The following is a 13,909-nucleotide window of genomic DNA, read 5'->3' as shown; positions in this document are numbered from 1 at the left end:
AGACCGCAGCCCGACCGGCCGGGCCGCGGTCTCGTTCGTCTGACGGTTACCCGTGCCAGGACCGCCACAGCGCCGCGTACGCCCCGTCCGCCGCTACCAGCTCGTCGTGGCTGCCGAGCTCGCTGATCTGTCCGCTCTCGACCACCGCGATCACATCCGCGTCATGCGCGGTGTGCAGCCGGTGCGCGATGGCCACCACAGTGCGGCCGTCGAGGACGCGGGCCAGCGACCGCTCCAGGTGGCGGGCCGCCCGCGGGTCGAGGAGCGACGTGGCCTCGTCAAGGACCAGCGTGTGGGGATCGGCCAGGACCAGCCGGGCGAGCGCGATCTGCTGCGCCTGCGCCGGCGTGAGCGCGACACCGCCCGAGCCGACCTCGGTGTCCAGGCCGTCGTCGAGCGCACGCGCCCAGCCGTCCGCGTCGACCGCGCCCAGCGCTGCCCACAGCTCCGCGTCCTGCGCGTCCGTGCGGGCCAGCAGCAGGTTGTCCCGCAGCGACCCGACGAACACATGGTGCTCCTGGTTGACCAGGGCCACATGCGAGCGCACCTCCTCGGCCGGCATCCGCGACAGTTCCGCGCCACCCAGTGTGACCCGGCCCCTGCGCGGTCCGTAGATCCCGGCGAGCAGTCGGCCGAGTGTCGACTTGCCGGCGCCGGACGGCCCGACCAGCGCGATGCGTGTGCCTGGTTCGACCGCGAGCGACACCTCGCGCAGCACGTCGACGCCCTCGCGGTAACCGAAGTGCACCTGGTCGGCGCGCACGTCGCGGCCCTCCGGCGCCACGGACGGGTCGCCCGCCTCCGGTTCGATGTCGCGCACGCCGACGAGCCGGGCAAGCGACACCTGGGCCACCTGCAGCTCGTCGTACCAGCGCAGGATCAGGCCCACCGGGTCGACCAGCATCTGCGCGATGAGTGCGCCCGTCGTCAGCTGCCCCACGCTGATCCACCCCTGGAGGACGAAGACACCGCCGACCATGAGCACCGAGGCGAGCACCGTCACGTGGGTGATGCTGACGACGGGGAAGAGGACCGACCGCAGGTACAGCGTGTACCGCTCCCAGGCCGTCCACTCCTTGACCCGCTGGTCCGACAGCGCGATGCGGCGCGCGCCCAGCCGGTGCGCCTCCACGGTGTTCCCCGCGTCGACGGTCTCGGTGAGCGCCGCGGCCACGGCGGCGTATCCGGCGGCCTCCGAGCGGTACGCCGACGGCGCCCGCTTGAAGTACCAGCGGCAGCCGACCACCAGCAGCGGCACCGCGAGCAGCACGGCGGGGGCGAGCGGCGGCGCGGTCACGGCGAGACCGCCGAGCAGCAGAGCGGCCCAGACCACGCCGATCGCCAGCTGGGGCACGGCCTCGCGCATCGCGTTCGCGAGCCGGTCGATGTCCGTCGTGATGCGCGAGAGCAGATCGCCGGTGCCGGCGCGCTCGAGCACCCCCGGCGGCAGGCCCACGGACCGCACGAGGAAGTCCTCACGCAGACCGGCCAGCATCCGTTCGCCGAGCATCGCCCCGCGCAGCCGCACTTCCCGCACGAACACCGCGTTCACGGCCAGTGCGAGGGCGAAGAGCACGGCGGTGCGCTCCAGGTGAAGCTCGCGCGCTCCTTCGGTCACGTCCTCGACGAGCGAGCCGAGCAGATACGGGCCCGCCATCGACGCGATCACGGCGACCGCGTTGACGGTGACGAGCAGCACGAAGGCCCGGCGGTGCCGTCGCAGCAGCTCGCCCACATAGGTGCGTACGGTCGCGGGGGCACCGACCGGCAGGGTGTTCGCCGTCGTCGGGGCCGCCGGATCGTACGCCGGTGGCGCCAAGCCGATCATGCGGTCTCCTCGATCTCTTGCAGCTCGTCCATTTCGTGCAGCGCGTCCAGCCGCGCCGGCTCCTGTTCCACCTGCGGGTGTCCCTGCGCCTGCCCGGCAGCGTCCCGTCCGTCCGCCCACTCCCGCTCATCGGCGTCGGCATCGGTCTCCCGGGTCACCACCGCCCGGTACCGGGGCTCGCTGACGAGCAGCTCCCGATGCACCCCGACGGCGGCGACCTCGCCCTCATGGACCAGCACGACCCGGTCGGCACGGTCCAGGAGCAGCGGGGACGAGGTGAAGACGACCGTGGTGCGGCCCTCGCGCAGCTTCCGGATGCCGTCCGCGACGCGCGCCTCGGTGTGCGAGTCCACCGCGGAGGTCGGTTCGTCCAGGACCAGGGCCTCGGGGTCGGTGATCAGGGACCGGGCCAGGGCGAGCCGCTGGCGCTGTCCGCCCGAGAGGGAGCGTCCGCGCTCGGTGATCCGGGCGTCCATCGGGTCGGCCGCGTCCAGTGCGCCCTGGATGAGCGCGTCCAGAACGTCCGTGCACTGTGCGGCGGCCAGCGCGGCCTCGGCGCTGACGGCCCCGGACGCCGGTACGTCGAGCAGCTCGCGCAGAGTGCCGGACAGCAGCACCGGATCCTTGTCCTGCACGAGCACCGCCGTACGGGCTGCGTCCAGCGGCAGCTCGTCCAGGGGCACCCCGCCGAGCAGCACCGGCGGCAGCTCGGTGTCGACCGGAGCGTGCCCGCCGAGCCGCTGCGCGAGGCGGCCCGCCGCGTCCGGGTCGCCGCACACCACGGCGGTGAGCCGGCCGGCGGACGCGAGCAGCCCGGTCGCCGGGTCGTACAGGTCGCCGGACGGGACCTCGGCCTCACGCGACCCGCTCTCCGGCGTCACGCGCTCCAGGGACAGCACGCGCGCCGCACGCTTGGCGGACGGACGCGAGAAGGAGTACGCCATCGCGATCTCCTCGAAGTGTCGCAGGGGGTAGGTCAGTAGGCCGACCGCGCTGTACACGGTGACGAGCTCCCCGACGGTGATACGGCCCTCGCGGGCCAGCCCGACGCCGTGCCAGACGACCACGATGAGCAGCAGCCCCGGTAGAAGCACCTGAATGGCCGAGATGAGCGACCACATGCGGGCGTTGCGGACGGCTGCGTGACGCACCTCCTGCGAGGCGCTGCGGTAGCGGTCCAGGAAGAGCTCCTCGCCACCGATGCCGCGCAGCACCCGCAGACCCGCGACGGTGTCCGAAGCCAGCTCGGTGGCGCGGCCGGCCTTCTCGCGCTGGAAGTCGGCGCGTCGCGTGGCACGCGGCAGCAGCGGCAGTACGGCGAGCGCCAGTACGGGCATGCCGACCGCGACGACGACGCCGAGCGCCGGCTGGTACACGACGAGTCCGACGCAGACGGCGACGACAGTCAGGGCGGCCGCTGCGAACCGCGACAGCGCCTCGACGAACCAGCCGATCTTCTCGACGTCGCCCGTGGAGACGGCGACGACCTCGCCGGCGGCGACCCGGCGGGTGAGCGCGGATCCCAGCTGTGCGGCCTTACGGGCCAACAGTTGCTGGACGCGTGCGGCCGCGGTGATCCAGTTGGTGACAGCGGTCCTGTGCAGCATGGTGTCGCCCAGCGCGATGCCGATGCCGCAGGCCCCGATCACCGCTCCCGCCAGCGCCAGCCGGGTTCCGGAGCGGTCGACCACGGCCTGCACGGCGTAGCCGACGGTGTACGGCAGTCCGGCGATGGCCAGGAAGTGCAGCAGGCCCCATGCCAGCGACTTCAGCTGCCCGCCGATCTGGTTCCGGCCGAGCCACAGCAGGAACCGGGGGCCCGAACGCGCGTCAGGTACACCCGGGTCGGAAAACGGAAGGTCTTGAATCTGCATGACGTCCCAGGGCTCGCAAGGGGGGTGAAGGGTTCGGAAAAACGGATGGGGGGTGCCGTAGAGGGCGGGAGCAAACCGTGAAAGGTTCGCGCCCGGCCGTGCCACGAGGCAAACGGTTTTTCGCCGCAGGGCAAAGAATCGGCCTGCATACGAGCCGGGACACTGGGGCGGGGCACGACCGTGCGATACGTGATGCGACCATGGAGCCCATGCGTGGAGCTGGTGCGGTACGAGCGGCGGTTGCGGGAGCGGCCTGCGGTGTCCTTCTCATGTCCCTCACGGCATGCGGCGGCTCAGGGGACGCAGGGAGCGCGCAGAAGGAGAGCGCGACCCCTGGACCAGCGCAGCACGCCGACGCGCGCGCCGTGGACCTGAAGCGCATCCCCGATGTGGGTGACACGCTGCAGTCGCAGATACCCGCGAAGACCCGCCAGGTCGTCGCCGTTTACGGGGAGGGCAAGGACTCGGCGGACTCGACCGTCGTTCTCTACACGAAGCACGGCACCACCTGGGACAGGACCCGGAGCTGGGACGCGCACAACGGCAAGAAGGGCTGGACCACCGACCACCACGAGGGCGACAAGCGCAGCCCGGTCGGGGTCTTCTCGCTGACCGACGCGGGCGGCGTCCTGCCCGACCCCGGCGCGAAGCTCCCCTACACCGAGTCGGCGTCCTTCCAGGCCCCGCACTACTGGGCCAAGTCGCACTGGCACGACTTCGACTACGTGATAGCCATCGACTACAACCGCGTCAAAGGCACCTCGCCCAACGACCCGACGCGGCCCGAGGGCCAGTCGAAGGGCGGCAGCATCTGGCTGCACATGGACCACGGCAGCGGTACGTCGGCCTGCGTCAGCCTGTCCAAGTCGGGCATGAGGTACCTGCTGCGCACGCTGGACCCGGATCAGCACCCGGTCATCGTGATGGGCGACAAGGCGGACCTGAAGGTATAACTCCGGCGTCTGCCGAACCGTTCTCTCTCTCTTACTACGCCCCGGGCTTCGTCCAGAAGCCCGGGGCTCAGTTGTAGTGCCGCAACTTTGCTGACACAGCATCAAATCGGAGGTGCTGCCAGGATTTACACCGATGTGACACGGAGGTTCCTTACGGAGGCGCGCGCTCCGGAATAGTGACGCGCCGCGGAAGCAAGTTTCCGCATCCCAGAAATCGATAGGAGCTCCCGTGTCGCCGTCCGTACCGTCCCCGCCGCGACGCGTCGCACGCATCTTGCGAACCTCACTGTTTGCGCAGGTCGCCTGCGCACTCGTGCTCGGAATCGTCGTCGGAAAGCTGTGGCCCGACGTGGCCACGGATCTCCAGCCGCTCGGCGACGGTTTCACCCGGCTCATCAAGACGGTGATCTCGCCGCTCGTGTTCTGCGTGGTCGTCGTCGGCATCGCCAAGGCCGGTGACCTGAAGGCGTTCGGCCGGATCGGGCTCAAGGCCCTGATCTGGTTCGAGGTCGCGAGCACGCTCGCCCTGCTCATCGGGCTCCTCGCCGCCAACGTCGTCCAGCCCGGCTCCGGGATGAACGTCGACCCGTCCACGCTCGACACCTCGGCGGTCGACGCGAAGACCGGCGGCGGTTCACTGCCCTCGACGACCGAGTTCGTCCTGAACGCGCTTCCCACGAGTTTCATCGGCGCCTTCGCGGAGAACGCCCTGCTCCAAGTCCTCTTGCTGGCCTGCCTGGTGGGTGCGGCGCTGCTGCACCTCGGGCACACCAAGGTGCCGCAGGTCCTGCCCGCCATCGAGCAGGCCCAGGAGATCATCTTCGCGGTCGTCGGCTTCATCATGCGGCTGGCCCCGCTCGCCGTGTTCGGGGCGATGGCAGTCCTGGTCGGCCAGTACGGGCTCGGCGTGATGAAGACGTACGCCAAGCTGATCATTCTGTGCTACGCGGCCGCGGCGCTCTTCATCGCGCTCCTCTCCGTCGCCCTCCGAATGGTCACCGGGCTCAGCCTCTGGAAGTTCCTGCGCTACATCCGTGAGGAGATGCTCCTCGCGCTCGGCACCGCCTCCACCGAGTCCGTCATGCCGCGCGTGATGCAGAAGCTCCGCAAGGCCGGCGCCCGCGACGACGCCGTGGGCCTGGTGCTGCCCACGGGGTACTCCTTCAACCTCGACGGTGCCTCGCTCTATCTGTCCATCGGCACGCTGTTCATCGCCCAGGCCGTGGGTGTGGACCTCAGCCTCAGCCAGCAGATCACCGTGATCCTCGTGCTGATGCTGACCAGCAAGGGCATGGCGGGCATCCCTGGGTCGGCCTTCCTCGCCCTGTCCGCGACCGCCTCCTCGCTGGGGGCCATCCCCGCCGGCGCCGTCGCCCTGCTGCTGGGCGTGGACCGCATCATGGACTCGATGCGCGTCGTGACCAACCTGCTCGGCAACTGCGTGGCTGTCTTCGCGGTATCCCGGTGGGAAGGGGCTCTCGACCAGGAGCGGGCCAAGAAGGTACTGGACGGTGAGCTCGGTTCCGCGCCGGAGGCGGCGGACGACGCGGACAGGGCAGGCAAGGTCGCCTCGCCGGTCGTGGCGGAGGACGCGGCTACGGAAGCGGTGACCGTCGTGGAGGGTGACGCGGCAACCGCCGTTCCCGGGCAGGATGGTCCGCCGTCCGTCGAGGCCACAGCCAAGGAGGCTGCGCCGAAGGCGGGTTGAGGACCCGCTGAGGCAAGCCGAGAAGCTTTAGTCGGGTCGAGGCGATCCGTGAACCAGTCGAGGGCCCGGCCGCGTGCCGGGCCCTTCGTCGTGCCCCGCCGCACACGGGTGCCTCCTCGCGCACAGCGAGCACATCGTCGGCACCGCCGTCGTCGTCACCGCCGGATGACGGCGGTGCCGGGAACAGCCCGGATCAGCAGCCGCGCGCCTCCGCGCGAGGCACCCCGTCGACCAGCGCGGACAGCAGACCGGCGAGCATCTCCCGCTGTTCACCCGTCAGCGGAGCCAGGATGTCCTCGGCGGCGGCCCGCCGCGCGTTGCGCAGCTCCCGCAGCGCCCGGCGGCCCGCGTCCGTGAGCTCGATCCGTATCACCCGCCGGTTGGTGGGATCCGGGACGCGGCGCACCTGTCCACTCGCCTCCAGACCGTCCACCAGCGTCGTCACGGCGCGCGGCACCACCTCCAGGCGCTCGGCCAGGTCGGCCATGCGGGGCGGGGAACTGTAGTGCACAAGGGTGCGCAGCAACCGGGACTGGGCAGGCGTGATACCCAGCCCGCACTGCTCCAGATGGCGCTTCTGGATGCGGTGCACACGGCGGGTCAGCCGCAGAAGCTGCTCGGCGAGCAGGCCGTCGGCGTCGGGGGTGCTCATACCAGGAACGATATCAGGACCTCGTTCATTGTGAGTATAGGTAACAATGAGCTATGCTCCCTTCGTTCGTTGCCGTCGGCCTGCCCGGCCGGCGCCGTCGCCGCACACTCGTAGGAGCCCATGCATCCCGACGAACCCACCTGGACACCCCCGACGCCCGATCCGGACCAGCCGCGCGAGGTGCGCCGCATCCTCCGGCTCTTCCGGCCCTACCGCGGCCGCCTCGCCGTCGTCGGGCTGCTCGTCTGCGCATCATCGCTGGTCACGGTCGCCACGCCCTTCCTGCTGAAGGAGATCCTCGACACCGCGATCCCGCAGGGCCGGACGGGCCTGCTGAGCCTGCTCGCGCTCGGCATGATCCTCAGCGCCGTCGTCACCAGCGTCTTCGGCGTGCTGCAGACCCTCATCTCGACCACGGTCGGCCAGCGCGTCATGCACGACCTGCGCACGGCTGTCTACGGCCGGCTGCAGCGCATGTCCCTCGCCTTCTTCACCAGAACCCGGACCGGCGAGGTCCAGTCGCGCATCGCCAACGACATCGGCGGCATGCAGGCGACGGTCACCTCCACCGCGACCTCGCTCGTCTCCAATCTCACCAGCGTCGTCGCGAGCATCGTCGCGATGCTCGCCCTCGACTGGCGGCTCACCGTCGTGTCGCTGCTCCTGCTGCCGGTCTTCGTGTGGATCAGCCGGCGAGTCGGCCGCGAGCGCAAGAAGATCGCCACCAAACGACAGAAGCAGATGGCCGCGATGGCCGCCACCGTGACCGAGTCGCTCTCCGTCAGCGGCATCCTCCTCGGCCGCACCATGGGCCGCGCTGACTCCCTCACCAGGTCCTTCGCCGACGAGTCCGAGCAACTGGTCGGCCTCGAGGTGAAGTCCAACATGGCGGGGCGGTGGCGCATGGCCGTCATCACGATCGTCATGGCCGCCATGCCGGCCGTCATCTACTGGGCCGCGGGCATCGCCTCCCAGTTCGGCGGCCCGTCCGTCTCGATCGGCACTCTCGTCGCCTTCGTCTCGCTCCAGCAGGGCATGTTCCGCCCCACGGTGAGCCTGCTGTCCACCGGCGTCCAGATACAGACCTCGCTCGCGCTCTTCCAGCGCATCTTCGAGTACCTCGACCTGCCGGTCGACATCACCGAGCCCGAGTGCCCGGTCCACCTCGACAAGGCCGTCGGTGAAATCCGCTTCGAGAACGTCGAGTTCCGCTACGACGACAAGAGCGGGCCGGTCCTCGACGGGATCGACGTGACGGTCCCCGCTGGTGGCAGCCTGGCCGTCGTGGGCCAGACCGGTGCGGGCAAGAGCACCCTCAGCTATCTGGTGCCCCGGCTGTACGACGTCACGGGCGGCCGCGTGACCCTCGACGGCGTCGACGTGCGCGACCTGGACTTCGACACGCTCGCGCGCGCCGTCGGCGTCGTCTCGCAGGAGACGTATCTCTTCCATGCGTCGGTCGCCGAGAACCTGCGGTTCGCCAAGCCCGACGCCACGGACGAGGAGCTGTACGCGGCAGCCAAGGCCGCCCAGATCCACGACCACATCGCCTCGCTGCCCGACGGGTACGACACAGTCGTCGGCGAACGCGGCCACCGCTTCTCCGGCGGGGAGAAGCAGCGACTGGCCATCGCCCGTACCATCCTGCGAGACCCACCCGTGCTGATCCTCGACGAGGCCACCAGCGCGCTGGACACCCGGACCGAGCATGCCGTGCAGGAGGCCATCGACGCTCTGTCCGCCGACCGGACCACCATCACCATCGCGCACCGGCTTTCCACGATCCGGTTCGCCGACCAGATCGTCGTGCTCGACTCGGGGCGGGTGGCGGAGAGCGGCACACATGACGAGCTGCTCGCGCGGGACGGCCGTTACGCCGCCCTCGTCCGCCGAGACGCCCAACTGGAGCCGACGAGATGAAGATATGCCGGGTTTGTTGCAAATTGCGGGTTAGCGTGCCCGCATGCAGATCAACACTCCGCGACGGAGAAGGACCCGACTGACGCGCCGGGGCCGGATCGTCCTCATTGCGACCGGAGCCTGCGTGGTGGCCGCCGCCGTGGCGGTTCCGCTCCTGCGCGCGGACATCGGCAAAAACCGGGCCGCGTCTCTGACGATCCCCGAGGGGTGGCGCACCAGCCAGGTGTACGCCGCCATCGACAAAGCCCTCGGCGTGCCCGCAGGGACCACCAAGAAGTCGATTCCCAAGGCCAAACTGAAGCTTCCCCCCGACGCAAGGGGAAACCCGGAGGGGTACCTCTTCCCCGCCACGTATCCCCTGAACAGCAAGTCGACTCCGGAGTCCGTGCTGTCGTACATGGTCAAGACGGCCAACGAGAAGTACAACGGTGACCAGCTGACCGCCGGGCCGCAGCGCAACCCGATGAGCCTCTACCAGACCATCACCATCGCCAGCATCGTCCAGGCAGAGGCCGGGACCAAGGACGACATGGGCAAAGTGGCCCGGGTCATCTACAATCGCCTGAACAGCGGCATGCCGCTGCAGATGGACTCCACCATCAACTACGCGATGAACCGCAGCACGCTGCGGACCAGCGAGAACGACACCCAGATCGACAGCCCCTACAACACCTATATGCGTATGGGGCTTCCTCCCACGCCGATCGCCAACCCCGGTGAGGAAGCGATGCTGGCGGCGATCAGCCCGCCGGCGGGGGACTGGCTGTACTTCGTGACGGTCAAGCCGGGCGACACCCGCTTCACCGCGAACTTCGAGGAACAGCAGAAGAACGTCGAGGAGTTCAACCGACTCCACCAGCGCCGGGGCTCGGAGCAGAACAGCTGAGCGAGGGCCCCCGGGATCCCGGTCCCTGGCCCGCGATCCGGGCCGGACCGGGACCGACGGGACTGGGACCGACTGCCCGGGCCATGACCGGCTCCCATGGCCATGACTCCGCCCGCGAGCGTCCCAGCGTCAGGCTTCAGGCCGCGACGTCGACCGGTTCCCGTACCAGCAGCTGTCTGATGTCCCGTACCGCGGCTCGACCGGCCCTGTTGGCGCCGACGGTGCTGGCCGAAGGTCCGTATCCCACGAGGTGGAGGCGCGGGTCGGCGGCCACGCGGGTGCCCTCCATACGGATACCGCCACCGGGCCCGCGGAGCCGCAGGGGTGCCAGATGGTCGATCGCGGCACGGAATCCGGTCGCCCACAGAATGACGTCGGCGTCGACGCGGCGTCCGTCGTCCCACTCCACGCCGTCCGGGGTGATCCGGTCGAACATCGGCAGCCGGTCCAGGACGCCGTCCGCGCGTGCCTGCCGGATCGCATCGTTCAGAGGCAGGCCGGTCACCGAGACGACACTCCGGGGCGGAAGCCCCTGCCGTACCCGTTCCTCGACAAGGGCGACGGCCGCCCTCCCGACGTTCTCGTCGAAGGGTTCCTCGCGGAAGACCGGGGGACGGCGAGTGACCCAGCTGGTGGCCGCCGCATGAGGCGCGATCTCCATCAGGTGCTGAGTGCCCGACGCCCCACCGCCGACCACGATCACCCGCAGCCCGGTGAACTCCTGCGGACCGCGGTACTGCGCGGTGTGCAGCTGTCGCCCGCGGAAGGTCTCCTGCCCGGGGTAGCGAGGCCAGAACGGCCGGTCCCAGGTGCCGGTCGCGTTGATCAGCGCCCGCGTCGACCAGTTCCCCGCCGATGTCTCGACAAGCAGCCGCCCGCCTTCCCCTTCGCGGACCGCGCGTACGTCCACGGGGCGCCGCACCCGGAGATCAAAGGTCCGCTCATAGCTGTCGAAGTAAGCGCCGATGACCTCCGACGAGGGGCGCGAGGAATCGGCGCTGGTCAGTTCCATGCCCGGCAGCGCGTGCATTCCGTGCACCTTGCCGTACGTGAGGGTCGGCCAACGGAACTGCCAGGCGCCGCCCGGACGCGGTGATTGATCGAGGACGACGAAGTCCCGGTCCGGGTCGAACCCGGTTCGGCGCAGGTGATAGGCGCTGGACAGACCCGCCTGCCCAGCGCCTATGACGACCACGTCCACCTGCTGTGCCGCGCCACGCGCCTCGCTGTCGTTCACGTTTCTACCAACTCCGGGGGAGTCCGGGATCTTCCCGAGGGCTCGGCGCCGAGAACTCAGCCTTGATGGCCGCGAGTTGGCGAGTCGTGTCCTGCACGCACACACCCCTCGGCGTGCGCCGACGCCGGGTCATTGAGCGAGGATGGAGACATGTCCGATGCCTTCACCACGCGTGTCCTGAACGTCGCCACCGGTTCCCAGGAGACCGTCATCGACCTCACCCGCGACTGCGAGGCCTTCCTGAGGGAGGCCGCGGGTGGCCGCGACGGCCTGCTCAACGTGTTCGTACCGCATGCAACCGCCGGCATCGCGGTGATCGAGACCGGCGCCGGGAGCGACGACGACCTGCTTGCCGCGCTGCACACCCTGCTGCCCGCGGACGACCGCTGGCAGCACCGGCACGGCAGCGCCGGTCACGGCCGGGATCATGTGTTGCCCGCCCTCGTCCCGCCCCACGCCACGTTTCCCGTGATCGGCGGGAGCCTGGAACTCGGCACGTGGCAGTCCGTGTGCCTGGTCGACACCAACATCTCTAATACCAACCGTCACGTACGGTTGAGCTTCCTGGGTTGATCAAGATCGTCCTGGGGGTGGCCGCCAATTCTCCTTACGCTGCGCGCGGAACAGGAGAAGGCATTGCGCGGTACCACCTTGGACGAGATCGAGCGACCCTACGACGGATGTGGACAGTGTCTACTGGGAGTGCGAAGGCTGTCCCGGATGAAGGCGGCTACGTCCTCCCCGGAGCGCCAGCGGGAGGACGTCCTCACCGCTGCCGCGTCAGTTGGCGGTCACATCATCGGCTGGGCCGACGACTGGGAGGTCTCGGGCGCCACGGATCCTATGACCCGACCGAAGCTCGGTCCGTGGCTCCGCGACGAGCGTGGCCCGTACGACGGACTTGTCGCGGCCGCCGTCGACCGGCTCGGCCGCAACGTCGTCGACTGCCTGAACACCGGCTACAAGATGCGGGACGAGAAGAAGCTCCTCGTCACGTATGGTCATGAAGGCCCGTGGGATCTGGATGATCAAGCCGATGAGAACCGCTTCACGATGGAGGCCTGGGGTGCGCAGATGGGGCTGCGGGCGATCCAGCGCCGGAACCGCAACGCCACCGTCAAGATGCGGGCTGCGGGCCGGCCGAAGGGGAAACCCTCGTACGGGTTCCAGCACGTCCGCGTCGTCATGGGTGGCAAGGTCGACCATGTTGAGCTGCACCCGCATGCCTCAACCGTGATTCGGAACGTTGCGCGCCGGATACTGGCCGACCCCGAGAACGTCACTCCGAGCAGCGAGGCCGCCCGCCTGAACCGGGAAGGCGAGCTGTCGCCGGCCGACCACCTCGCTGTGATGTACGGCAAGCCGGCGCGTGGTCGTCCGTGGTACCCAGCCAGCCTCCGCGACATCCTCTTGTCCGAAGCGGCCTTGGGATACCTGATGCACAACGGCAAACCAGTGATCGACCAGCGGGGAAACCCTGTGCGCTTGTGCGAGGGGCTGTGGGACCGGCGAACCCACGAGGCCCTGAAGCGAGCGACTTTGTCTCGCCAGATGCCCACCCGCAGGTCGAACCGGCCGTATTTGCTCACAGAGGTGGCCCTGTGCGGGAACTGTCACAATCGCCTGTTCACGCAGACCTCGGCGCTTGAGCCGCCCCGGTATGTGTGCACCGCCCGCAACAAGGGATGGCCGAGTGCGCGAGGCTGCCGACCCGCACCGCTCATCCGCGCTCACCTCTGGGACGCGATGGTGGAGGCATGGTTCCTGGAGACATTCGGGGACGGCCTGATCGTCGAGACGGTCTATGACCCGGGGAACGGAGTGCCCGAACGCATCGCCGAGCTGCAGGCGAGCCGAGAGCGACTCCGCGCGGATCGACAGGCTGGTCTCTACGATTCCTCGGACGATGCTGAGTGGTTTCGCAAGCAGTACGCGGCGATGGGGCAGGAGCTGGCTGCCCTCGAGCTTGAGCCGCATCGGCCTGCGGGGATGGTTCAACGGCCGACCGGAGAGACCGTCGCGGACCGCTGGCACAAGGCCCCAGACGTACAGGCCCGTAAGGAAATCTTGTTGGATTTCGGGGTGCGAGTGACGCTGTTTCCAGCGGATGCACCGGTTCGTTGGGCGCCAGGTGTGATGCACGGGCCGGAGAGGGATCCGCTCGCAGTGCGGTAAGGGTATACCCCGCAGCCGGGTGTGGGCGCTGTGCTCACTCCACGCAGCGACCCGTACGGTCACGTCCACGGGAGTGGTGTATCGACGGCCACTCGGTGATCTCGTTTTGAGGCTATGCGGTGAGTTCGGTGGGCAGGACGGTCTCCTCGGTTTCTGACTCGATTGGGTGGAGGCGGGCCTTGGCGAGGAGTTCGCGGCCCATGTAGCGGCGGGCCTCGGTCCATTCGTCGTTTTGCTCAGCTAGGACCGCGCCGACCAGGCGGATCAGGGCGGTGCGGTCGGGGAAGATGCCGACCACGTCGGTGCGGCGGCGGATCTCCTTGTTGAGGCGTTCTTGCGGGTTATTCGACCAGATCTGCCGCCAGATCTCACGCGGGAACGAGGTGAACGCCAGCAGCTCGTGCTGGGCGGTATCGAGGTGCTCGGCGGCCTTCGGGAACTTCGCCTCCAACGCGTCCAGCACGTGCCGCATCTGGGCCTGGACGGCGTCGGCGTCGGGCTGCTCGAAGACGGTCCGCAGCAGGGTGGCCACCCAGGGCTGGGCCGATTTCGGCACCTGGGAGAGCAGGTTGCGGGCGTAGTGAAGCCGTAAAGAATCAAGGTGCTGCTTTACAGGTGCGGGCTCGTTGTCAGGGTATGGCCGTTCCGAAGGAGATCTGTTCCCAACTCCACTGCA

At 69.3% G+C, this 13,909-nt stretch carries 10 protein-coding genes and 1 pseudogene; 6 read left to right on the top strand and 5 right to left on the bottom strand.

Going from position 1 to position 13,909, the window contains the following annotated elements; genetic code table 11:
- Window positions 1–46 precede the first annotated feature (46 nt).
- Together ABT009_RS07135 and ABT009_RS07130 are read right to left on the bottom strand one after the other, a co-directional pair.
- The gene (locus ABT009_RS07135; protein ID WP_351290494.1) at window positions 47–1,828 is read right to left on the bottom strand and encodes an ABC transporter ATP-binding protein; all 1,782 of its coding nucleotides are present in this window, start codon (window positions 1,826–1,828) and stop codon (window positions 47–49) included.
- Entirely contained in the window at window positions 1,825–3,702 is a 1,878-nt protein-coding gene (locus tag ABT009_RS07130; protein ID WP_351290492.1) for an ABC transporter transmembrane domain-containing protein, read from the bottom strand. Before ABT009_RS07130 ends, ABT009_RS07135 begins: the two co-directional genes overlap by 4 nt.
- Window positions 3,703–3,911: 209 nt before the next feature.
- Here ABT009_RS07130 and ABT009_RS07125 point away from each other — a divergent pair, with 209 nt between their 5' ends.
- Window positions 3,912–4,655, top strand: a complete 744-nt coding sequence (locus ABT009_RS07125) for a hypothetical protein (RefSeq protein WP_351290490.1) — start codon at window positions 3,912–3,914, stop codon at window positions 4,653–4,655.
- Window positions 4,656–4,884: 229 nt separating this feature from the next.
- Window positions 4,885–6,363, top strand: coding sequence for a cation:dicarboxylate symporter family transporter (locus ABT009_RS07120; RefSeq protein WP_351290488.1), 1,479 nt, complete (start codon window positions 4,885–4,887; stop codon window positions 6,361–6,363).
- A 193-nt stretch (window positions 6,364–6,556) separates the two neighbouring features.
- Here ABT009_RS07120 and ABT009_RS07115 read toward each other — a convergent pair whose 3' ends face one another.
- Window positions 6,557–7,015 carry a MarR family winged helix-turn-helix transcriptional regulator gene (locus ABT009_RS07115; protein WP_351290486.1) on the bottom strand — a complete coding sequence of 153 codons (459 nt, stop codon included), beginning with the start codon at window positions 7,013–7,015 and terminating at the stop codon, window positions 6,557–6,559.
- Between the two features lie 120 nt (window positions 7,016–7,135).
- Here ABT009_RS07115 and ABT009_RS07110 point away from each other — a divergent pair, with 120 nt between their 5' ends.
- Both ABT009_RS07110 and mltG read left to right on the top strand, forming a co-directional pair.
- Window positions 7,136–8,935 (top strand): ABC transporter ATP-binding protein, encoded by a 1,800-nt coding sequence (locus ABT009_RS07110; protein ID WP_351290484.1) that lies wholly within the window; start codon window positions 7,136–7,138, stop codon window positions 8,933–8,935.
- A gap of 43 nt (window positions 8,936–8,978) precedes the next feature.
- Complete coding sequence (gene mltG, locus ABT009_RS07105) at window positions 8,979–9,821, top strand: endolytic transglycosylase MltG (RefSeq protein WP_351290482.1); 843 nt, start codon at window positions 8,979–8,981, stop codon at window positions 9,819–9,821.
- A gap of 136 nt (window positions 9,822–9,957) precedes the next feature.
- Here mltG and ABT009_RS07100 read toward each other — a convergent pair whose 3' ends face one another.
- Window positions 9,958–11,058 carry an FAD-dependent oxidoreductase gene (locus tag ABT009_RS07100; protein ID WP_351290480.1) on the bottom strand — a complete coding sequence of 367 codons (1,101 nt, stop codon included), beginning with the start codon at window positions 11,056–11,058 and terminating at the stop codon, window positions 9,958–9,960.
- Between the two features lie 150 nt (window positions 11,059–11,208).
- On the opposite strand from ABT009_RS07100, the gene ABT009_RS07095 reads away from it, so the two are divergent.
- Window positions 11,209–11,631, top strand: a complete 423-nt coding sequence (locus ABT009_RS07095) for a secondary thiamine-phosphate synthase enzyme YjbQ (protein WP_351290478.1) — start codon at window positions 11,209–11,211, stop codon at window positions 11,629–11,631.
- Window positions 11,632–11,778: 147 nt separating this feature from the next.
- Window positions 11,779–13,233, top strand: a complete 1,455-nt coding sequence (locus ABT009_RS07090) for a recombinase family protein (RefSeq protein ID WP_351290476.1) — start codon at window positions 11,779–11,781, stop codon at window positions 13,231–13,233.
- A 112-nt stretch (window positions 13,234–13,345) separates the two neighbouring features.
- Here ABT009_RS07090 and ABT009_RS07085 read toward each other — a convergent pair.
- A pseudogene (locus tag ABT009_RS07085) lies at window positions 13,346–13,822 on the bottom strand (transposase); the annotation flags it as partial.
- Between the last annotated feature and the right edge of the window lie 87 nt (window positions 13,823–13,909).

Origin of the sequence: Streptomyces sp. NPDC002896, from assembly GCF_040295225.1 — a bacterium.
GTDB lineage: Bacteria > Actinomycetota > Actinomycetes > Streptomycetales > Streptomycetaceae > Streptomyces.
This window is presented reverse-complemented; position numbering and strand designations above follow the sequence as displayed.

Excerpts from the sequence above, each read along its gene's own strand:
- ABT009_RS07135 (WP_351290494.1), bottom strand. The coding sequence starts at position 1,828 with ATGATCGGCTTGGCGCCACCGGCGTACGATCCGGCGGCCCCGACGACG.
- ABT009_RS07130 (WP_351290492.1), bottom strand. The coding sequence starts at position 3,702 with ATGCAGATTCAAGACCTTCCGTTTTCCGACCCGGGTGTACCTGACGCG.
- ABT009_RS07125 (WP_351290490.1), top strand. The coding sequence starts at position 3,912 with ATGCGTGGAGCTGGTGCGGTACGAGCGGCGGTTGCGGGAGCGGCCTGC.
- ABT009_RS07115 (WP_351290486.1), bottom strand. The coding sequence starts at position 7,015 with ATGAGCACCCCCGACGCCGACGGCCTGCTCGCCGAGCAGCTTCTGCGG.
- ABT009_RS07110 (WP_351290484.1), top strand. The coding sequence starts at position 7,136 with ATGCATCCCGACGAACCCACCTGGACACCCCCGACGCCCGATCCGGAC.
- mltG (WP_351290482.1), top strand. The coding sequence starts at position 8,979 with ATGCAGATCAACACTCCGCGACGGAGAAGGACCCGACTGACGCGCCGG.
- ABT009_RS07095 (WP_351290478.1), top strand. The coding sequence starts at position 11,209 with ATGTCCGATGCCTTCACCACGCGTGTCCTGAACGTCGCCACCGGTTCC.
- ABT009_RS07090 (WP_351290476.1), top strand. The coding sequence starts at position 11,779 with ATGAAGGCGGCTACGTCCTCCCCGGAGCGCCAGCGGGAGGACGTCCTC.